Genomic DNA, 21,423 nt, shown 5'->3' with positions numbered 1-21,423 from the left:
ACGGGAACCCCGTCATGACCGCCACCCCCTCCTCCGCCCCGCCGACCGCCGATCTGCTGGCTCGTCTGGCGGACCTGCTGGGGCCGTCGGGCATCCTGACCGAGACCACGGACACAGCCCCCTACTGCACCGACTGGCGCTCGCTCTATCACGGCCGCGCGGCAGCCGTCCTGCGCCCGGCCACCACCGCCGAACTGGCCCGGGCCGTCGCGCTGTGCGCCGGCGCCGGGGTCGCGATGGTCCCCCAGGGCGGCAATACCAGCATGGTCGGCGGTGCCACGCCGGACGAGAGCGGACGCGACATCGTGGTCTGCCTGTCCCGGATGAACCGCGTTCGGCAGATCGACCCGCTGGACCACACGATGGACATCGAGGCCGGGGTCACGCTGAAGGCGGCACAGGACGCGGCACGCGCGGCCGGGCTGATGCTGCCGCTCTCGATCTCGTCGGAAGGCTCGGCCCAGATCGGCGGCGTGCTGGCCACCAACGCCGGCGGCAACAACACCGTGCGCTACGGCAACGCGCGGGAACTGGTGCTGGGGCTGGAGGTCGTACTGCCCGACGGCAGCGTCTTCAACGGGCTGCGCCGCCTGCGCAAGGACAATACGGGCTACGCGCTGCGCCAGCTCTTCGTGGGGTCCGAGGGCACGCTGGGCTTCATCACCTCCGCCATCCTGCAATTGCAGCCCCAGCCGCGCGCGGTCGAGGCCGCCTTGTGCGCGGTGGCCGACGCCGGCGCGGCGCTGGCCCTGTTCTCCGCCTTCCGCGCGCAGGACCCGGCCCTGATCCAGGCCTTCGAATATATGTCGGGCGCCGGCATGGACCTGGTCACGCGGCTGGTGCCCGGCACCAGCCTGCCCCTGGCCGAGCCCGCCCCGGCCTATGTGCTGGTCGAACTGGCCACCCCGCGCCGCGACGCCGACCTGCGCACGGTGCTGGAAGACGTCCTGGCCGCCATGTTCGAGTCCGGCACGGTCAGCGACGCCGTGATCGCGGAAAGCGAGGGCCAGCGCCTGGCCCTGTGGAAACTGCGCGAGGAACATGCCGAGGCCCAGCGCCGCGCGGGCGCCAGCGTCAAGAACGACGTCTCGGTCCCCGTCTCGCGCGTGCCGGAGCTGATCGCGCGCGCCAGCGCCGCCTGCACGGCGCTGATCCCGGGCATCCGCCCCGCGCCGTTCGGCCATATCGGCGACGGCAACATCCATTTCAACCTGGTCCAGCCCGAAGGCATGGACCCGGCCGCCTTCCTGGCGCAGGATCACCGGATCATGGACACGGTCGCCGCCATCGTGCGCGATCTGGACGGCTCCTTCTCGGCCGAGCACGGGATAGGCCGCCTGAAACCCTACATGATGCCGGGCTGGCGCGGGGGCGCCGAACTGGCCACCATGCGCCGGATCAAGGACGCGATCGACCCGCACGGGCTGATGAATCCCGGCGCGCTCTTCCCCCCGGCAGGCTAGTCTCCCGCCCGGATGCCCGTCCCCGGCGGCGCGCCGGCGCATTTCCGGTTCCTTAATTTTCCACAAGCATCTTCGCCCATTCGGATGACATGACAGGGGCGGACCCTGCTTCAACCGGCCACCGCGCCGGGACGGCCCGGAACCGGCTGGGCGGCCGGCCGTAAGGGTCGCACCACCCCTGGGACGCAGGGCTTTTCACCATATCCTCCGGGGAGCTACACAGGCATATGTCGTTCGCCCGATCCGCAACACGACGCCCGTCAAGGGCGCACCTGCCGATGCTCGACCGCTACGTGCTGCGGCAGCTTCTCGTGGCGCTGGCGGCAACCACGGGCGGCCTGGCGGCCCTGATCTGGCTCACCCAGTCCCTGCGCTTCGTCTCCCTGGTGGTCGAACGCGGCCTGTCCCTGCGGGTCTTCATCGGGCTGACCAGCCTGCTGGTGCCCTCCTTCGTCGCCATCATCCTGCCCATTACGACCTTCGTGGTGGTGCAGTTCGTCTACCAGCGCCTGGCCACCGATCGCGAACTGACGGTCATGCGCGCGGCCGGCCTCTCGCCGCTTCACGTCGCACGGCCCGGCCTGCTCTGCGCCGGCGCCTCGGTGGTGCTGTGCCTGCTGCTCAATGTGTGGATCGTCCCGCAGGCCTTCCACGCGTTCAAACAGTACGAATTCCAGATCCGCAACCGCATCGCGGCCTTCATGCTGCAAGACGGCGTCTTCACCCCCCTGTCCAGCACCATGACCGTCTATGTCCGCTCCCGCGATCACGACGGCACCCTGCACGGCATCATGGTCGAGGACGGCCGCCAGCCCGACAATCCCTCGACCATCCTGGCCGAGCGCGGCACGATGCTGATCGTCAACGACCAGCCCCGGGTGGTCCTGTTCGACGGCTCCCGGCAGGAGATCGACCGCCGCACCGGCCGGCTGAACGTCCTGGCCTTCGCCCGCAACACCATCGACCTCACCACACCAAGGGGCGAGCAGATCCGCTATCGCGACGCCAGCGAACTCTCGCTGCACGAATTGCTGCACCCCGACCCGCACGAGGTCTCCGCCCGCGACCGCGGCAAGTTCGCGGTCGAGGCCTGGCGGCGCCTGACCTCGCCGTTCACGGCCTTCTCCTTCGCGATGATCGGGCTGGTCAGCGTTCTGGGCGGCACGTTCTCGCGGCACGGCAACATCCTGCGCCCCTTCACCGCGATCATGACGGTGGTGTGTCTGCTTGCCCTCAGCCTGATGGTGCAGAACCTGGCCGGCCGCAACCCGGGCCTGATGCCCCTGATGTGGATCGAGGCGATCCTGCCCGGCGCCGTCTGCGCGGTGGCCCTCTTCCTGCCCGAATGGCGCCAGCGGCACCAGGCCGTGGCCGGGTCGCTCCTCGCCTCCGGCCAGCCGGCACCCCGGCCATGACCGTATCGGTCACGCTCTCCTTCTACATCGCGCGGCAGTTCACGCTGGCGGTCCTGGCGATGATCCTGTCGCTGACCGGCCTGGTCTCGCTGTTCGACTTCATCGACCTCCTGCGGCGGGTCGCGACGCGCCCCAACGTCCCCACACGGCTGGTCAGCGAGATCGCGCTCCTCCACATCCCCTATTTCATGATCGAGATCCTGCCCTTCGGCGTGCTTCTGGGCGGTATCGTCTGCTTCTGGCGCCTGACCCGCTCGTCGGAGCTGATCGTGGCGCGCGCCGCCGGCATTTCGGCCTGGCAGTTCCTCACCGGCCCGCTGGCCTGCGCCCTGCTGATCGGCGCCCTGGCCACGGGGGTGCTCTCCCCCCTGTCCTCGCTCATGTACCGCCGGGCCGAGACGCTGGATCATGTCTACCTGCGCAGCGGCGGCCCGCTGAACCTCGCCGACGGCGCGCTGTGGATCCGCCAGGCCGACAACGCGCTGGCCCCCCACGGGGTGGCGATCCTGCATGCCCGCAGCGTGCACCTGCAGGACGGCGTGCTGCAGATCAGCGGCGTCAGCCTGTTCCGGCTGGACGAGGCCGACCGCATGATCGTCCGCGTCGAAGCCTCCAGCGGCCATCTGGGCCAGGGCGAATGGGTGCTCGACGACACCCACACCATCCGCCCGGACCGCCTGCCCATCCAGGTGGGACGCTTCACCCTGCCGACCGACCTGACGCTCTCGCGCGTGCAGGAAAGCTTCGCGTCGCCCGACACATTGTCGGTCTGGGCCCTCCCCGGCTTCATCGCGCTTCTCGAACGCTCGGGCTTTTCGTCCATCCGGCACCGGCTGCATTTCCAGTCGCTGCTGACCCTGCCCATCCTGGCGGGCACCATGGCGCTGGTCGCGGCGGGGTTCTCCATGCGCCCGAGCCGGCGCGGCGGGGTGGCGCGCATGCTCGGCGGCGGCGTGGCGGCGGGCTTCGCGCTGTTCACGGTGTCCAAGGTCGCGGCACAATTCGGCGAATCCGGCGCCATGCCCCCGATTCTGGCCGCCTGGGCCCCGACCGGAGCGGGTCTCTGCCTTGCAGTTTCTCTATTGCTTCATCTAGAAGACGGATGATGCCATTCCTCCTGCCTCGTTGCCTGTTCCGCCCCGTCCGGGGCAAATCCGCGCAGGCACGCGGCACGCTGCTGGCTGCCAGCATGCTGGGGGGCACCCTGCTGGGCGCCGCCGTCCAGATCCATCGCGCCCATGCCCAGGTCCGTCCGCTGCATGTCGACACGGGCTCGCCGGCCTCGCAGAAGGACCCGGTGACGTTCCAGGCCGACAAGGTGTCGTACGACAACGCCCAGGGCATCGTCACCTGGTCGGGCAATGTCCAGATCTGGCAGAACGACCACGTGCTGCGGGCCGATACGGTCACCTACGACCGCAATACCGGCATCGCGGCGGCCCGCGGCAACGTCGCGATCGTCGAGGCCGACGGCACCGTGCTGTTCAGCGACTATGCCGAACTCAGCAACGGCATGCGCGACGGCATCATGACGCGCCTGCACGCGCTGATGGCCGACAATGCCAAGCTCGCCGCCAACGGCATGCGCCGGACGGGCGCGCACATCAACGACATGACCCGCGCGGTCTACACCGCCTGCGAGATCTGCGCCAAGAACCCCGCTCGCCCGCCCTTCTGGCAGCTCCGGGCCTACGACGCGATCGACGATACCGAACACAAGCGCATCGAATTCCGCGACGCCTATCTCGACATGTTCGGGATTCCGATCATGTACCTGCCGGTCTTCTCGATGTCGGACCCCTCGGTCCGCCGGCAGAGCGGCTTCCTGACCCCGGGCATCACGCCCCACGACCGCTATCTGGGCGCCTATGCCACGATCCCCTATTACTGGGTGATCGACGGCCAGTCCGACCTGACCGTCCAGGGACTGTTCTCCACCCGCACCGGGCCGCAGATCAGCACCCAGTACCGCAACATCTTCAACTGGGGCACGCTCAACATCCTCGGCGGGCTGGCGTACGATACCAATCACCAGGGCTCGTACGTCAACACGTTCGGCAACACCACCAGCTCGGGCAGCGAGCACGGGGTCCAAGGCTACATCTTCGCCCAGGGGCAGGCCTCGATCACGCGCGAATGGCGGGCGGGGATGAACATCAACCTCGCCACCTCCGCCAACTACATGCGCGACTATCGCGTCACCGGCTACGGGCAGGAAATGCTGACGTCGAACGTCTTCCTCGAAGGGTTCGGCACCGGCTCCTATTCGCGCGTGGACGCGCAGGCCTATCAGGGCCTGAACCAGGGCGTCATCCGCAACAACGACCTGCCCTGGGTACTGCCGCGCTACACGTTCAGCTATTTCGGCCAGCCCGATGCCTGGGGCGGCCGCCTGTCGCTCGATACCAACGATTTCTACGTCTATCGCAATGACGGCGTGTCCGACCAGCGCGCGCAGCTCTCCGCCAACTGGGACCGCCCCTTCCACAACCGGCTGGGCCAGTTGTGGAAGCTGACGCTGCACCTGGAATCGACGCTCCACCGCGCCACCAGCCTCAACCAGCAGCCGCTCTACGCCCTTACCAGCAGCCACCGCGCCGTCGTCACCGGCCAGGTGCTGCCGACGGTGGCGCTCAAGATGAACTGGCCGTTCCTGCGCAGCTTCGAACATGGCGGCGGCACCCAGATCCTGGAGCCGATCGCCCAGGTCATCGCGGCCCCCAACACGGGCAACAGCGTCACCCGCAACATGCCCAACGAAGACAGCCTGTCCTACGAATTCACCGACTCGACCCTGTTCGCGCTCAACCGCTATCCGGGCACCGACAGGCTCGACGGCGGCCTGCGCGGCAATTTCGGCGTCCATGCCAACTGGACCTGGGACGGACATGAAATCGACACGCTGGTGGGCGAAAGCGTCCAGGAACATATCGACCATAACCGCATCCCCTATTCGGGGCTGAACCATCATTTGTCCGACGTGGTCGCCCGGGCCCGCATCGCCCCCAACCGCTATGTCGATTTCACCGGCCGGGCCCGCGTCGATCCCTATGCGGGCCGCATCGATTTCGGCGACGCGCTGTTTTCCACCGGCGTCGAGCATTTCCGCGTCACCGGGGGCTATGTCTACGAGCCGGTGACGCCCTATTATTACTACGCCACCAACCTCCAGACAGGCAGCCCGACCTCCGCCTATTATGTCCGCACCAACGAACTGACGCTCGGTGCGACGACGAACTGGAACGGCTACAGTCTCTCGGGCTTCGTCCGACGCAGCCTGTCCCGCCAGGAATTCGTCAGCATGGGCGGCAATGCGGGGTACCAGAATGACTGTTTTGCCTTCAACGTCATGTATATAAAGCAATATACCTCGATCGGCGGCGAACAGCGCAATTCGACCGTCATGTTCACCCTGACCTTCAAGACCATCGGGGCCTTTGGTATCCATGGCTGACCCGACGACGCGCGAGAGACCGAACAGAATGCGACGCCGCCTTTCCCCGACCGGACTTCCCTCGCACCTCCTGGCCCGTATCGCCGCCGCCGGGCTGGCGGCCTGGACGGCCGGCACGGTCCTCCCGGCCGACGCCGCCCCGGCACCCAAACCGGCCGCCGCCGAGGATTCCGACGGCTCGATCCCCCAGGATTCCATCGTTGCCGTCATCAACGGCACGGTGCTGACACGGCGCGACGTCGACAATCGCGGCCGGCTGTTCGCCCTGTCCGCGGGCCTGGACCTGACCGACGACCTGATGGCCCGCCTGCGCCCGCAGATCCTCCGCCAGCTGATCGACGAACGCCTGCGCCAGCAGGAGATGCTCTCGCGCCACATCAACGTGCCGCCCGAACAGATCGCCGCCACGATCGCGGATATCGAGCGCCGCAACAACATGCCCCACAACGCCCTGCGCGACCATCTGGCGGCGGACGGCATTTCCCTGACCACCATGATCGACCAGATCCGGGTGCAGCTCGGCTGGACCCAGGTACTGCGCGAGGAAATGGGCTCGCGCGGCCGCACCACCGCCGCCGAGATCGCCCAGCGCGAGGAAGCGCTGCGCCGCGAGGACGGCAAGCCGCAATATCTGATGAGCGAGATCTTCATCCCGGTCGACGACGCCCGTCATTCCGACGATGAGCTCAAATTCACCCAGACGATCATCCAGGAACTGCGCAACGGCGCCCCCTTCCCCATCGTCGCCGCCCAGTTCTCGCAGAGCCAGACGGCCCTGGAAGGCGGCATGATGGGCTGGGTGCAGGAAGACAGCCTCGATCCGCAAGTGGTCGCCGTCGCCCGCGCCATGCCGGACGGCGCCATTTCCAACCCGATCCGCGTCGCCGGCGGCTATGTCATCGCCACGCTCAACGGCCGCCGCACCATCGGGCACCAGATGGGCACGATGCTGACGCTGCGGCAGGCCTTCCTGCCCTTCACCACCCCGCTCAACCCGCAGGCCCCGTCCGAGCAGCAGCGCGACATGCTCCAGCAGGCCCAGCAGCTTGCCGCCAGCGTGCATTCCTGCCCGGATCTCGAGGCCGCGAACCACCGTTACGGCGACAAGCGCCCCGCCAACCCGGGCGACCTGCAACTGGAGCGCATCAACCCGCAGATGCAGCAGATCCTGGCCGACCTGCCCCCCGGCAAGGCCAGCCATCCCCTGGTCTCCGGCGAGGGCATCGCCGTGCTGATGGTCTGCGCGCGCCAGCAGAAGAACTTCGCCCAGCAGACCCCCAGCGAAATCGCCGACCAGCTCATGAACGAACGGGTGGAGCAGACCTCGCGGCAGCTGAACCGCGACCTGCGCCGCCGCGCGGTCATCGACATCCGGTCGAAAGTGTGACCGGCGCCGACACCCCGGCCATGCCCGTCTCCGATCCGGTCCAGGAGCCCCTGCGCGACGTCATCGCCCGCCACGGGCTGGACGCCCGCAAGGCGCTGGGTCAGCATTTCCTGCTCGATCCCGGCATCACCGCACGCATCGCCGCCCTGGCCGGCGACCTCGCCGGCCGGCATGTGGTCGAGGTCGGTCCGGGCCCCGGCGGCCTGACCCGCTCCCTGCTGGCCACCACGGCTGCGAGCGTGACGGCGGTGGAAATCGACCGCCGGGCCGTCGCGGTCATCGAGGAACTGGTCGCCCATTTCCCCGGCCGGCTGCGGCTGGTGGAAGCCGACGCGACCCGGCACGACCTGACGGAACTCTGCCCCCCGCCGCGCCAGATCGTCGCCAACCTGCCCTATAATGTCGGCACGCCGCTGCTGGTCGGCTGGCTGCGCCAGGCCGCATCGTGGGAACGGCTGACCCTGATGTTCCAGATGGAAGTGGCGGAGCGGATCTGCGCCGCGCCGGACACCAGCCATTACGGCCGGCTGGCCGTGCTCGCCCAATGGACCTGCCAGGCCGCCCTGGTCATGCGCATCCCGCCCGGCGCCTTCTCCCCCCCGCCCAAGGTCCATTCGGCGGTCGTGAGCCTGATCCCGCACCCGACCCAGCCCGAGCCCGCCCTGTTCCGGGCCATGGAACAGGTCACGGCGGCCGCCTTCGGCCAGCGGCGCAAGATGCTGCGCGGGTCGCTGCGCGGCATCGGCGGCGAAATCCTGCTGGCCGAAGCCGGAATCGCCGGCGACCGCCGGGCGGAAACGCTGTCGATCCCCGAATTCGACCGGCTGGCCCGCTGCCACGCCGCCCGGACCGCCTGACGGGCCCGGGCTCCCACCCCTACTCCGATATCTTTGCCTTGCGGGCGCGCCTCTTGGGGGCCGGCGCGGGCGTCGCGGCCCGCTCGGCCTCGACCATGTAATCGCGCGTCAGCGGCACGGCATCGATCGAGCGGGTGATCTGCAACTGGAAATTCAGATGGCCCTGGACGCGGAACGACAGTTCCGCCCCGGCCAGATAGAATTCGAACATCCGGCAGAACCGCTCGTCGTACAGCGCCGCCACCCGGTCGCGATTGGCCGCGAAGCGCGCGCGCCAATGGGCGATGGTCTGCGCATAATGCAGGCGCAGGATCTCGCAATCCGTCACCCACAGCCCCGCCTTCTCGATCGCGGCGAAGGTCTCGCTCAGCGCCGGAGAATAGCCGCCGGGGAAGATATAGCGGTCGATCCACGGATTGGTCGAACCCGGCCCGTCATTGCGACCGATGGAATGCAGCAGCATCACCCCGTCCGGCGCCAGGATCGTACGCACCTTGTCGAAGAACTGCCGGTAATGCCCCACCCCGACATGCTCGAACATCCCGACCGACACGATCCGGTCGAAGCGGCGCGTCACGTCCCGATAATCCACCAGCTCGAAGCGCACCCTGTCCGCCAGCCCCTCCTCCACCGCCCGGCGGCGCGAAACGGCAAGCTGCTCTTCCGACAGGGTAATGCCCGTGACCCGCGCGCCGTACTCGCGCGCCAGCGTCAGCGCCATGCCCCCCCAGCCGCTGCCGATATCCAGTACCTCCAGGTCCGGGCGATCCAGGCGCAGCTTGGCGGCGATATGCCGCTTCTTGGCCACCTGCGCCTCTTCCAGAGTCTCGTCCCCGCGCGGAAAATAGGCACAGGAATATTGCCGGTCGCTGTCCAGGAACAGGTCGTACAGCGCACCGTTCAGGTCGTAATGATGCGCGACATTCCGCCGCGACCGCGATGCGGGGTTGAACTGGGTCCAGGTCCGCTTGCCGTAGCGGATAACCGCCGCCACCGCCTCGCCGATATGTCCGGCCCCCATGCTGTTGGTCATCAGCAGGTCCAGCAGGTCGTACAGCGTGCAGCCCACGGGCTCGACCAGCCCGTCCATATAGGCCTCGCCGAAGGCCAGCCCCGGATTGGCGATCAGCCGCCGCTCCACCGACGGCGCCAGGATCCGCATCGCCGCCACCGGCCCCGGCGCACCGACATAGGTCCGCCGCACCCCGTTCGAAAACACGACATCCAGCCGCCCCTGCGTGATGAAGCTGCGAAAGATCCTGTCGATCACCGGCGTCATCATTCAGCTCCCCCTGATCAGGCGGACAGAATGGAGTCTGCGGCGCCATCCGTAAAGAACGGGCGAAAGGGGTTTCGATGGTTTTTCAACGACAAAAGGCCCGGAAGAGCGAACTCTTCCGGGCCTTTCGCAGCTCTGGCGCGTCTGCGCCGCGGGTCGGATCAGGCTTCGGCCGGAGCCTCTTCCGTCTCTTCGATCAGCGATTCCTCGACGAAGCCGGCAGGCTCGTCCTCGACGCCGATCGCTTCGCCGCGTGCCTGGCGCTCGGCTTCTTCCTCCGAACGCGCCACGTTGACCGTGACGGGGATCGAGACTTCCGGGTGCAGGGCAACGCGCACGGTGTACAGGCCCAGCTGCTTGATCGGGTGCTCCAGGACAACCTGGGTGCGCGAGATCGTCAGGCCGGCCGCCGTCGTGGCGTCCGCCACGTCGCGGGTGGTGACCGAACCGTACAGGCTGCCGCTGTCGCCGGCCTGACGGATCAGGATGACGGACAGGCCATGCATGCGCTCGGACAGGCGCTCGGCCTCCTCGCGACGCTTCAGGTTCAGCGCTTCCAGCTGCACGCGCTCGCGCTCGAAGCGCTCGCGGTTCATGCCGTTGGCGCGGATCGCCTTGCCCTGGGGCAGAAGGAAGTTACGGGCATAGCCCGGCTTCACCTTCACGATATCGCCCATCTGCCCCAGATTCTCGACGCGCTGGAGCAGAATCAGTTCTACTGCGGACATGATCTGCCTCCCTCAACCGACGATGTAGGGCAGCAGGGCCAGGAAGCGGGCCCGCTTGATCGCCTGGGCCAGCTCGCGCTGCTTCTTCGCCGAAACGGCGGTGATGCGGCTCGGCACGATCTTGCCGCGCTCGGACAGGAAGCGGCTGAGCAGGCGCACGTCCTTGTAGTCGATCTTCGGCGCGTTGGGGCCGGAGAACGGGCAGGACTTGCGGCGGCGATAGAACGGCCGACGGGCGCCCACGGCCGTGCGACGGGCGGCGGGGTTGATTTCGGTGGTGTCGGACATGGATTCTTACTCCGCTTCGCCGTCGGTGTCGCGCGGCTCGTCCCGTTCGTTGCGGGCACGGAATTCCTCGCGGTCGTCATAGGCGCGACGGGGACCGCCGCGGCCGCTCTCGAACCGGCCGGCCGGCTTCGGACCACGGAAACCGCGCTCGCGCTCGTCGCCCTTGCGGGACAGGATCACGGACGGCGCCTCGTCGATCTCTTCGACGCGCAGGGTCAGGACGCGCATGACGTCCTCGTTCAGGCTCAGCTGGCGCTCGATCTCCTTGATCGTCTCCGGCTTCGCATCCAGGCCCAGGAGCATGTAATGCCCCTTGCGGTTCTTCTTGATGCGATAGGCCAGGCTGCGCAGGCCCCAATATTCGCGCTTCCTGACGGCGCCGCCGTCAGTCTCCAGCAGGGTGGCGATTCCGTCGGCGACGGCCTCGACCTGCTGCTGCGACACATCATTCCGTGCGATGAACACGGTCTCGTATAACGGCATGGGAACTCCCTTCGGATAAGGTCAACCCGGCCGCATCGGACACGGTCCGCACGGCGCCCCTCCCGGGGGGCATGGGTATAGCCGGGGCGATGCCGCGCCCAAGCAGGGAAGGAGGGGTGTGAAGCACAGAACCCCACCCCATCACAAGCAAAAACTACACGCGCAGCCAAGCCGGCACACCCATCCCCAGCCGGTCGGGAATGTCCCAGACCTCCCGCACGACCCGCACCTTGCGGAATCCCGCCTGCAGATAGGTCTCCAGCGCCCGCGGATGATCCGCCGAACAGGTATTGACCCGCACGCTCTCCGGCCCCGACGCCCAGGCGGCGTCCAGCGCGGCACGCAGGAACGTCCGGCCGATCCCGTGCCCGATCTGCCCCGGCATCAGGCCGAAATAGGCCAGGTTGACCTCGCCGGGCACCTGCCGGTCCAGCTCGAAGAACCCGCAGATCTCCTCGCCCCGCCACAGCACATGCACCTCGACGCGCGGATCGCGCAGCAGGGCGGCCAGTTCCCGCTCGGGCATGACCCGGCGCATCCACCAGCAATAATCCTGTCCCACCCCGTCATACAGAAGCCGGTAGAACGCGGCATCCGGCGCCGGATGATGCACGATCCGGTAGCCACCGGGCAGCGTCGACGCCACGCCGGCGGGCGGCGCGTCCATGCACAGGAATGTCACGTCGACGACGATCCGGGTCGTCGGGCCGGCCCCCGGCATCGCACCCATTGACCCGAATCCTCAGTTGTCGTCGAGGAACGACCGCAGCTTGCGGCTGCGGCTCGGGTGCTTGAGCTTGCGCAGCGCCTTGGCCTCGATCTGGCGGATACGCTCGCGGGTCACGTTGAACTGCTGGCCGACCTCTTCCAGCGTGTGGTCGGTGTTCATCCCGATGCCGAAGCGCATGCGCAGCACGCGCTCCTCGCGCGGCGTCAGCGACGACAGCACCCGCGTCGTGGCCTCGCGCAGGTTGGTCTGGATCGCGGCATCCAGCGGAATCACCGCCGTCTTGTCCTCGATGAAGTCGCCCAGATGGCTGTCTTCCTCGTCGCCGATCGGCGTCTCCAGCGAGATCGGCTCCTTGGCGATCTTCAGGACCTTGCGCACCTTCTCCAGCGGCATGCCCAGCTTCTCGGCCAGTTCCTCGGGCGCCGGCTCGCGCCCGATCTCGTGCAGCATCTGGCGCGAGGTCCGGACCAGCTTGTTGATCGTCTCGATCATGTGGACCGGGATACGAATGGTCCGCGCCTGGTCGGCGATCGACCGCGTGATCGCCTGCCGGATCCACCAGGTGGCATAGGTCGAGAATTTGTAGCCGCGACGGTACTCGAACTTGTCCACAGCCTTCATCAGGCCGATATTGCCCTCCTGGATCAGGTCCAGGAACTGCAGGCCGCGATTGGTATATTTCTTGGCGATCGAGATCACCAGGCGCAGGTTCGCCTCGATCATCTCCTTCTTGGCGCGGGCCGAATCCCGCTCGCCGCGCGAAATGGTCGCATAGACGCGGCGGAACTCGCCCACCGGCAGCCCGGTCTCCTGCGACAGCGTCGCCACCTGGCCGCGCAGCTCCTGCACCGTATCGGCATGCTTGGCGACGAAATTCTTCCAGCTCTTGCCCGGCAGGGCGGACGCCATGTCCATCCAGCCCGGGTCCAGCTCGCTGCCGCGATACTTGATCAGGAAGTCCTCGCGCGAGACCTTGGTGCTCTCGGCCAGGCGCAGCATCCGCCCTTCCAGCCCGTTCAGCCGCTGGAAGATCTCCTTCATATGCTGCACCAGATACTCGATCCGGGTGTTGTGCAGATGCACCTGCTGCACCTTGCCGACCAGCTCCTCGCGCAGCTTCTCGTACGATTTCTCGGACTTGTCCGACATCTCGGCGCCCGAGGTCAGGGTCTCCAGCCGCTTGGACTGCAATTTCTGCAGCCGCGAATAAAGCTCCTCGATCTCCTCGAACTGCGCCAGGATCTCGGGCTTCAGCTTCTCTTCCAGCGCCGAGAGCGACAGGCCGGCGCTGTCGCCTTCCTCGCCTTCCTCATTCTCGGCCGGCGCCTCGAAGGACCCGTCTTCCTGCGGCGGCTCGCCCCCTTCTTCTTCGGCGCCGCCGGCCTGCATGGCCTCCAGGTCGACGATGTCGCGCAGCAGCATCTCGCCGGCCTTCAGCCGCTCGTGCCACGAAATGATGGCGCTGAAGGTCAGCGGGCTCTCGCACAGCCCGCCGATCATCTCGTCGCGGCCGGCCTCGATCCGCTTGGCGATGGCGATCTCGCCCTCGCGCGACAGCAGCTCGACCGAGCCCATCTCGCGCAGGTACATCCGCACCGGGTCGTCGGTCCGGCCCAGGCTCTCGGTATCGACGTTGCCGCTGCCCGATTCTTCCTCGGTCTCGGCTTCCTCGGTCTTTTCCTCGCGGTTCGCCTCGGTGTCGTCGTTATCCTCGTTCTCGACGACCTGGATCCCCATCTCCGACAGCACCGCCATCACGTCCTCGATCTGCTCCGAGGACATCTGGTCCTGCGGCAGGACGGTGTTCAGTTCGTCGAAGGTGATGTACCCCCGCTCCTTCCCGCGGGCGATCAGCCTCTTGACAGCTCCGGATTGCGTATCCAGCAGAGTGGTGTCGTTATCCTGGTCGCCAGCAGTCGCTTCCGAACCCGCGGCTGTCTTTGTAGCCATCGCCTGCCCTATCCCTAAGCGCTAACCCGCCGTCACGCTTTCGCCGCGCCACGGCATCGCCGGCCCTGCCTCATATCCGGTCCCACCATTGCAAGTGGGATACAAACTCCGGATACGAAACGGCCATTCTATCGCATCTGACAAATTACAAGTGGTGTGCAGGTGGTCGATTCACCCGCCAAAGTCAAGGCCCGGCATGCTCCGGGCCGCACGAGTTCACCCCTCGTCGAGCGATATTTCACCCCGCCGCAGCGCCTCCCAGGCCAGCAGCCGGGGGCGCAGGCTCCCCCATGCCCGCTCATCCAGCGTCCCGCTGCACATCCGCTCGGTATCCGCCCGCAGGTCCTCGCCGAACTGGCGCACATTCATCAACGCGTAGAAATGCCACCATTCCTGCGCCACATCGACCGCCATCAGGTCGTCCGGCGCGCTCAGCGCCATCGGCAGCGGCCGGGCCGCCAGCACGGCGGCGCGTTCCTCCCCCAGCCCGACATCCTCCAGCCAGGCGGCCAGCGCCCCGGCATCCATCGCCGCATGGTCCGCGGCCGCCTCCATCAGCGCCGCCCGCACCCGCCCCAGCGCCGGCGGCAGGTCCAGCCGGCAATACGCATCCTCCACCTCCGACAGCAGGCCCGGATGCCGCAGCAGGATCGCGGTCAGGATCCGCATGCGCTCCTCCGTCGCGGCCAGCGCATCGAACGGCGCCACGGCCACCGGAGCCACCGTGGACCGGGCCGCCCCCTCCCGGCGCGGCCCGCCGGGGCGCCGCCGATAGGTCTCGAAAAACCGGTCCACCAGCGTCGACCGGTATTCCGACGCCAGCCCCTTGTCGGCGATCATCGCCGCCGCATCCGTCAGCCGCCGCCGCAACGCCGCCCGCTGCTCGGGCCCCGGATCGCGCACCCCCTGCGTCAGCAGCTCGAACAGCACCGCGCTCAACGGCCGCGCGCCCTCCACCAGGGCGGCAACCGCCCCCGCACCGCGCGCGCGCAGCAGGCTGTCGGGGTCCTCGCCCTCGGGCAGGGTGCAGAACCGGACCGTGCGATCCATCGACAGCAGCGGCAGCGCGGTCTCGGCGGCCTTCACCGCCGCGCGCTGCCCAGCCCCATCGCCGTCGAAACACAGGATCGGCGCCGGCGCCATGCCCCATAGCGCCTCCATCTGCTCGGGCGTCAGGGCGGTGCCCAGGGGGGCAACCGCGCCCGGAAACCCGGCCTGATGCAGGGCGATCACGTCCATATACCCCTCGACGACCAGCAGTTCGACCGGCGGCGCCCCCCGCGGCCGCGCCATGCGCAGGGCGCTGCGGGCCCGATCCATGCCAAACAGCACCCGCCGCTTCGAAAACAGCTCGGTCTCCGGCCCGTTCAGGTATTTCGGCTGACCATCCCCCAGGATGCGTCCGCCGAACGACACCAGCATCCCCTTCCGGTCGCGGATCGGAAAGGTGACGCGATTGAAGAACAATTCCCCCTTGGGCCGTCCCTCCTCGTCCACACGCATCAGCCCGGCCCGGGCCAGCAGTTCGGGCGTCACCCCGTTCGGGCGCAATTCCTCCAGCAGCGCCCCCCGCCCGTCGCCCGACCAGCCCAGTCCGAAACCCGCGATCGTCTCGTCGGACAGGCCGCGCCCGCGCAGATAGGCCAGCCCGCCCCGCCCCTCCGGCGCATGCAGCCGGCGCACCCAGGCGGCTTGGACCAGCTCCAGCACCTCGGCCAGGTCGCGGACGCGCTGCTCGGTCTCGCGCTGCCGGGGGCTGGCGCGGGGCACTTCCAGCCCCGCCTCCGCCGCCAGCTCGGCCACGACCTCGGGAAAGCCCCGCCCCTCGCTCTGCATCACGAACGTGATCACGTCGCCATGCGCGCCACACCCGAAACAATGGTAATGGTCGTCATACACATAGAAGGACGGCGTCTTTTCGCCGTGGAAGGGGCAGCACGCCTTCCAGTTCCGGCCCGAGCGGATCAGCCGGGTCCGCCGCCCGATCACGGCGGCGATCGGCGTGCGGGCCCGAAGCTCCTCCAGAAAGGCGGGGTCGAGCGCCACGCGTCAGGCGGACAGCAGCGACTTGACCACGGCGCTGGCCTGGCCGGCATCCAGCGCCGCGCCGAAGCGCGCCTTCAGCGCCCCCATCACCTTGCCCATATCCTTCATCGAGGCCGCACCCAGCGCGCCGATCGCCTCGCGCGCCGCCGCCTCCAGCGTCGCCGCATCCAGCTCGGCGGGCAGATAGGCGCGGATGATCGCAATCTCCGCCTCTTCCTTCTCGGCCAGCTCGGGGCGGCCGCCCTGCTGGTACATCGCGGCCGACTCGGTCCGCGACTTGATCATCCCGCGCAGCATCGACACGATCTCGTCTTCCGACACCTCCGCGCCCCGCGCGCGGGCCACGATATCGGCGTCCTTCAGCTTCGCATTGACCATGCGCAGGGTCGCGACCTGCCCGCTCTGCCCGGCCTTCATCGCGGCCTTGAGGTCTTCCATGAAACGCGCGCGCAGGCTCATGATGCTGTACTCCTGATGTGAAGGGCCCCACCGGGCAGGACCCCTCCGGTCAATATCCGGAAGTTTTTTCCCACCCGACAAAAGACAATCAGGGTGGGAATTTTCTTCCCAGCCTCGCGGGAGGCTGGTAGGAGATAACCCCGGAAGGAAGAATTCTCCATGCCGTCATCGATCGACCATATCATCGAACGTCTGGGCGGGGCCGACAATGCCGCCCGCCTGACCGGCGTCGGGACCGAGGCCATCCGCAAATGGCGTCAGGCCGGCGCGATTCCGCCCAAGCACTGGACGGTGATCCTGCGCCATACCGGCCTCAGCCTTTCCGACCTGCAACCCGACAGCGCGTCCCCCGACAAAGCGTATGATGGACCGGAGACCCCGATGCCCGAGCGCCAGGTTCCTGCCGCCCCCCCCGCCGCCATTCCCCCGGGCGCCACGGCCGCCCTGGTGCTGGCCGACGGCACAATCCTGTGGGGGCGCGGCTTCGGCGCGCACACGCAAGCCGCCGGCACCGCCATCGGCGAGCTCTGCTTCTCCACCGGCATGACCGGCTATCAGGAAACGCTGACCGACCCGTCCTTCGCCGGGCAGATTATCACCTTCACCTTCCCCCATATCGGCAATGTCGGCACCAACGCGGCGGATGACGAAGCCGCGCGCGTCGCGGCCCGCGGCCTGGTCGTCAAGCAGGACCTGACCGAGCCCGCCAACTGGCGCGCCACCCAGGGCCTGGACAGCTGGTTGCAGGCGCGCGGCGTCCCGGGCATCTGCGGCGTCGATACCCGCGCGATCACGCTGCGCATCCGCAACGGCGGCGCACAGACAGCCATCCTCTCCTATCCCGCCGACGGCGCCTTCGACCTCGACGCCCTGCGCGCGCAGGCCGCCGCATGGCCGGGGCTGGAAGGCATGGACCTGGCGCGCGACGTCACCTGCGCCGAACCCTATGGCTGGGACCAGGGCGTGTGGGCGTGGCCCGACGGCACCCTGCCCCTGCCCGCGAAGCACCGCCGCGTCGTCGCCGTCGATTACGGCGCCAAGCGCAACATCCTGCGCTGCCTGGCCAATGCCGGCTGCGACGTCACCGTCGTCCCCGCCACTGCCACGGCGGAAGAGATCCTGGCCCTCGACCCGGCCGGCGTGTTCCTGTCGAACGGCCCCGGCGACCCGTCGGCCACCGCCGAATACGCGGTGCCGGCGATCCAGGGCGTGCTGGCGGCCGGCAAGCCGGTCTTCGGCATCTGCCTGGGTCACCAGCTGCTGGCCCAGGCACTGGGCGCGCGCACCTACAAGCTGGCGCGCGGCCATCGCGGCGCCAACCAGCCGGTCAAGGACCTCGGCACCGGCAAGGTCGAGATCACCAGCCAGAATCACGGCTTCGCGGTGGACGAATCCAGCCTGCCCGACGATGTGCGCGTCACCCACAGCAGCCTGTTCGACGGCTCGAACGAGGGCATCGCCTCCACGCGCTACCCGGCCTTCTCGGTCCAGTACCACCCCGAGGCCAGCCCCGGCCCGTCGGACAGCCATTACCTGTTCGACCGTTTCGTCGCCCTGATCGACCGTACCAATCAGCCCGCCTGAAAGTCGCGCCCCCATGCCCAAACGGACAGACATACGCTCGATCCTGATCATCGGCGCCGGCCCGATCGTCATCGGCCAGGCCTGTGAATTCGACTATTCCGGCGCCCAGGCCTGCAAGGCCCTGCGCGAGGAAGGCTATCGGGTCATCCTGGTCAACTCCAACCCGGCCACGATCATGACCGATCCGGGCCTGGCCGATGCGACCTATATCGAGCCGATCACCCCCGAATTCGTCGAACGCATCATCCTGAAGGAAAAGCCCGACGCGGTCCTGCCCACCATGGGCGGCCAGACGGCGCTCAACACCGCGATGGCGCTGGACAAGTCGGGCTTCCTCAAGACGCACGGCGTGGAACTGATCGGCGCGGACGCCGAGGTGATCGACCGCGCCGAGGACCGGCAGAAATTCCGCGAGGCGATGGATGCGATCGGCATCGAAAGCCCGCGCAGCATGATCGCGCACACGCTCGACGAAGCCCGCGCGGCGCTGGAACAGGTCGGCCTGCCCTCGGTCATTCGCCCCTCCTTCACCATGGGCGGCTCGGGCGGCGGCATCGCCTATAACCGCGAGGAATTCGACCAGATCGTCGCCTCCGGCCTCGACGCCTCGCCCACCACCGAAGTCCTGATCGAGGAATCGGTGCTGGGGTGGAAGGAGTTCGAGATGGAAGTCGTCCGCGACCGCGCGGACAATTGCATCATCGTCTGCTCGATCGAGAATATCGACCCGATGGGCGTGCATACCGGCGATTCCATCACCGTCGCCCCGGCCCTGACCCTGACGGACAAGGAATACCAGCGCATGCGCGACGCATCGCTGGCCTGCCTGCGCGCCATCGGCGTCGAAACCGGCGGCTCCAACGTCCAGTTCGGCATCAATCCCGCCGACGGGCGCATGGTCGTCATCGAGATGAACCCCCGCGTCTCGCGCTCTTCCGCCCTGGCCTCCAAGGCCACCGGCTTCCCCATCGCCAAGATCGCGGCCAAGCTCGCGGTCGGCTACACGCTCGACGAACTGGCCAACGACATCACCGGCTCCACCCCGGCATCGTTCGAGCCGACGATCGACTATGTCGTGGTCAAGATCCCGCGCTTCACCTTCGAGAAATTCCCCGGCACCCCGGCCCTGCTCTCCACCAGCATGAAGTCGGTGGGCGAGGCCATGGCCATCGGCCGCTCGTTCCCCGAGGCCCTGCAAAAAGGCCTGCGCTCGATGGAAACCGGCCTGGCCGGGCTGGACCCGGTGGAAGCCCCGGGCGACGGCGGCACCGACGCCTTCCGCGCCGCCCTGTCGCAGCCCCGACCGGAACGGATCCTCATGGCCGCCCAGGCCCTGCGCGCCGGCCTGAGCGTCGAGGACATCCACACCGCCTGCAAGTTCGAGCCCTGGTTCCTGCGCGAACTGGCCAAGATCGTGGCGGCGGAACACGCCGTGATCCGCGACGGCCTGCCGCGCGACGCGCAGGACCTGCGCCGGCTCAAGGCGATGGGCTTCTCCGACGTCCAGCTCGCCCGCCTCTCGGGCACCTCGGCGGCCGAGATCGCCTCCCTGCGCACGCGCCTGGCGGTCACGCCGGTCTACAAGCGCATCGATACCTGCGCGGGCGAATTCGCTTCCGACACGCCGTATATGTATTCGACCTACGAGGGCGGGTTCGGCACCCCGGAATGCGAAAGCCGGCCCACCGACCGGCAGAAGGTCGTGATCCTGGGCGGCGGTCCCAACCGCATCGGCCAGGGTATCGAATTCGACTATTGCTGCGTCCACGCCGCCTATGCGCTGCGCGAGGCCGGGTTCGAGACCATCATGGTCAACTGCAACCCCGAGACGGTCTCGACCGACTACGACACCTCCGACCGCCTGTATTTCGAGCCCCTGACCGCCGAGGACGTGATCGCCCTGATCCGCCGCGAGCAGGAAAGCGGCACCGTGCTGGGCTGCATCGTGCAGTATGGCGGCCAGACCCCGCTGAAACTGTCCCACGCGCTCGAGGCGGCGGGCATCCCCCTGCTGGGCACCCCGGCCGACGCGATCGACCGCGCCGAGGACCGCGAGCGGTTCCAGACCATGCTCCAGCGCCTGGGCCTGCGCCAGCCGGCCAACGGCATCGCCCGCACCCCGGCCGAAGCCGAGGACGTGGCCGAGCGCATCGGCTATCCGGTGGTCATCCGCCCGTCCTACGTGCTGGGCGGCCGCGCGATGGAAATCGTCCACGACCGCACCAGCCTCCAACGCTACATGCGCGTGGCGCTGCAACTGGCCGGCCAGGACATCGCCTCCGGCCCGGTGCTGATCGACCGCTACCTGAACGACGCGATCGAGGCCGATGTCGACTGCATCGCCGACGGGCAGGAAGTCTATGTCGCGGGCGTCATGGAGCATATCGAGGAAGCGGGCATCCATTCCGGCGACAGCGCCTGCTCGCTGCCCCCCTACACGCTCTCCCCCGCCATCGTGACCGAACTCAAGGCGCAGACCGAGGCCATGGCCCGCGAACTGGGCATCGTCGGGCTGATGAACGTCCAGTACGCGATCAAGGACCAGGACATCTTCGTCCTGGAGGTCAATCCCCGCGCCTCGCGCACCGTGCCCTTCGTCGCCAAGGCGACCGGCGTGCCGGTGGCCAAGATCGGCGCCCGGGTCATGGCCGGCGCCCGCCTGGCGGAATTCCGCCTCGACGACCGGGCGGTCGCCCCCCATGTCGCGGTGAAGGAAGCCGTCTTCCCCTTCAACCGCTTCCCCAACGTCGACACGATCCTGGGCCCCGAGATGCGCTCGACCGGCGAGGTCATGGGCCTCGACGCCTCCTTCGAGCGCGCGTTCGCCAAGTCGCAGCTCGCCGCCGGCGTGCGGCTGCCGCTGTCGGGCGCGGTGTTCCTGTCGGTGCGCGGCAGCGACAAGCCGGCGGTGCCGGCGCTGGCCCGCCGCCTGGTCGACATGGGCTTCACCATCCTCGCCACCCGCGGCACCGCGCAGCACCTGCGCGAGGCCGGTATCGCGGTCGAGGTCGTGAACAAGGTGCTGGAAGGGCGGCCGAACTGCGTGGACGCCATCCGCTCGGGCGAGGTGCAGATGATCATCAACACCGCCCAGGGCGCGCAGTCGGTGGCGGACAGTTTCGACATTCGCCGTTCGGCCCTCATTTCGGGCATCCCCCACTTCACCACGATCGCCGGCGCCCGCGCCGCCACGCACGCGATCGCGGCGATGCGGGAAGGACCGCTTGAAGTCGCGCCTCTTCAATCCTACTTTAACGGATCGTTCTGAGCGTACCACACCGACGCCGGGAACAGGGCAGG

Annotated in this window: 16 protein-coding genes; 8 read left to right on the top strand and 8 right to left on the bottom strand. The window is 68.3% G+C overall.

Features of this window, described 5'->3' with window-relative positions:
- Positions 1 to 14: 14 nt before the first annotated feature.
- The 6 genes from HLH27_RS01560 (at position 15) to rsmA (ending at position 8,576) form a co-directional block, all read left to right on the top strand.
- Positions 15 to 1,463 carry an FAD-binding oxidoreductase gene (locus HLH27_RS01560; RefSeq protein ID WP_182947323.1) on the top strand — a complete coding sequence of 483 codons (1,449 nt, stop codon included), beginning with the start codon at positions 15 to 17 and terminating at the stop codon, positions 1,461 to 1,463.
- Positions 1,464 to 1,741: 278 nt separating this feature from the next.
- Entirely contained in the window at positions 1,742 to 2,878 is a 1,137-nt protein-coding gene (gene lptF / locus HLH27_RS01555) for an LPS export ABC transporter permease LptF (protein ID WP_246375301.1), read from the top strand.
- Complete coding sequence (lptG, locus tag HLH27_RS01550) at positions 2,875 to 3,984, top strand: LPS export ABC transporter permease LptG (protein ID WP_182947321.1); 1,110 nt, start codon at positions 2,875 to 2,877, stop codon at positions 3,982 to 3,984. Before lptF ends, lptG begins: the two co-directional genes overlap by 4 nt.
- A complete protein-coding gene (locus HLH27_RS01545) occupies positions 3,981 to 6,332 on the top strand; it encodes an LPS-assembly protein LptD (protein ID WP_182947320.1) in 2,352 nt (783 codons plus the stop codon). Before lptG ends, HLH27_RS01545 begins: the two co-directional genes overlap by 4 nt.
- Positions 6,333 to 6,360: 28 nt before the next feature.
- Positions 6,361 to 7,719 (top strand): peptidylprolyl isomerase, encoded by a 1,359-nt coding sequence (locus HLH27_RS01540; protein WP_246375299.1) that lies wholly within the window; start codon positions 6,361 to 6,363, stop codon positions 7,717 to 7,719.
- Positions 7,720 to 7,739: 20 nt separating this feature from the next.
- Positions 7,740 to 8,576, top strand: a complete 837-nt coding sequence (gene rsmA / locus HLH27_RS01535; RefSeq protein WP_182947503.1) for a 16S rRNA (adenine(1518)-N(6)/adenine(1519)-N(6))-dimethyltransferase RsmA — start codon at positions 7,740 to 7,742, stop codon at positions 8,574 to 8,576.
- Between the two features lie 19 nt (positions 8,577 to 8,595).
- Here rsmA and HLH27_RS01530 read toward each other — a convergent pair whose 3' ends face one another.
- From HLH27_RS01530 to HLH27_RS01495, 8 genes are all read right to left on the bottom strand, one after another.
- A complete protein-coding gene (locus HLH27_RS01530; RefSeq protein WP_182947502.1) occupies positions 8,596 to 9,855 on the bottom strand; it encodes an SAM-dependent methyltransferase in 1,260 nt (419 codons plus the stop codon).
- Between the two features lie 161 nt (positions 9,856 to 10,016).
- Positions 10,017 to 10,583, bottom strand: a complete 567-nt coding sequence (gene rplI, locus HLH27_RS01525) for a 50S ribosomal protein L9 (RefSeq protein WP_182947318.1) — start codon at positions 10,581 to 10,583, stop codon at positions 10,017 to 10,019.
- A 12-nt stretch (positions 10,584 to 10,595) separates the two neighbouring features.
- Positions 10,596 to 10,871, bottom strand: coding sequence for a 30S ribosomal protein S18 (rpsR, locus tag HLH27_RS01520; RefSeq protein WP_114726487.1), 276 nt, complete (start codon positions 10,869 to 10,871; stop codon positions 10,596 to 10,598).
- A 6-nt stretch (positions 10,872 to 10,877) separates the two neighbouring features.
- The gene (gene rpsF / locus HLH27_RS01515; protein ID WP_182947317.1) at positions 10,878 to 11,354 is read right to left on the bottom strand and encodes a 30S ribosomal protein S6; all 477 of its coding nucleotides are present in this window, start codon (positions 11,352 to 11,354) and stop codon (positions 10,878 to 10,880) included.
- A gap of 154 nt (positions 11,355 to 11,508) precedes the next feature.
- A complete protein-coding gene (locus HLH27_RS01510) occupies positions 11,509 to 12,084 on the bottom strand; it encodes a GNAT family N-acetyltransferase (RefSeq protein ID WP_246375297.1) in 576 nt (191 codons plus the stop codon).
- A gap of 12 nt (positions 12,085 to 12,096) precedes the next feature.
- The gene (gene rpoD / locus HLH27_RS01505; RefSeq protein WP_182947316.1) at positions 12,097 to 14,034 is read right to left on the bottom strand and encodes an RNA polymerase sigma factor RpoD; all 1,938 of its coding nucleotides are present in this window, start codon (positions 14,032 to 14,034) and stop codon (positions 12,097 to 12,099) included.
- A gap of 216 nt (positions 14,035 to 14,250) precedes the next feature.
- A complete protein-coding gene (gene dnaG, locus HLH27_RS01500) occupies positions 14,251 to 16,080 on the bottom strand; it encodes a DNA primase (RefSeq protein WP_182947315.1) in 1,830 nt (609 codons plus the stop codon).
- Positions 16,081 to 16,083: 3 nt separating this feature from the next.
- Positions 16,084 to 16,539, bottom strand: a complete 456-nt coding sequence (locus HLH27_RS01495; RefSeq protein WP_182947314.1) for a GatB/YqeY domain-containing protein — start codon at positions 16,537 to 16,539, stop codon at positions 16,084 to 16,086.
- A gap of 159 nt (positions 16,540 to 16,698) precedes the next feature.
- On the opposite strand from HLH27_RS01495, the gene carA reads away from it, so the two are divergent.
- Complete coding sequence (carA, locus tag HLH27_RS01490; protein ID WP_182947313.1) at positions 16,699 to 18,123, top strand: glutamine-hydrolyzing carbamoyl-phosphate synthase small subunit; 1,425 nt, start codon at positions 16,699 to 16,701, stop codon at positions 18,121 to 18,123.
- A 13-nt stretch (positions 18,124 to 18,136) separates the two neighbouring features.
- A complete protein-coding gene (carB, locus tag HLH27_RS01485) occupies positions 18,137 to 21,391 on the top strand; it encodes a carbamoyl-phosphate synthase large subunit (RefSeq protein WP_182947312.1) in 3,255 nt (1,084 codons plus the stop codon).
- Positions 21,392 to 21,423: the final 32 nt, after the last annotated feature.

The sequence above is a fragment of the Gluconacetobacter takamatsuzukensis genome (assembly GCF_014174275.1).
GTDB classification, from domain to species: Bacteria; Pseudomonadota; Alphaproteobacteria; order Acetobacterales; family Acetobacteraceae; genus Gluconacetobacter; species Gluconacetobacter takamatsuzukensis.
This window is presented reverse-complemented; position numbering and strand designations above follow the sequence as displayed.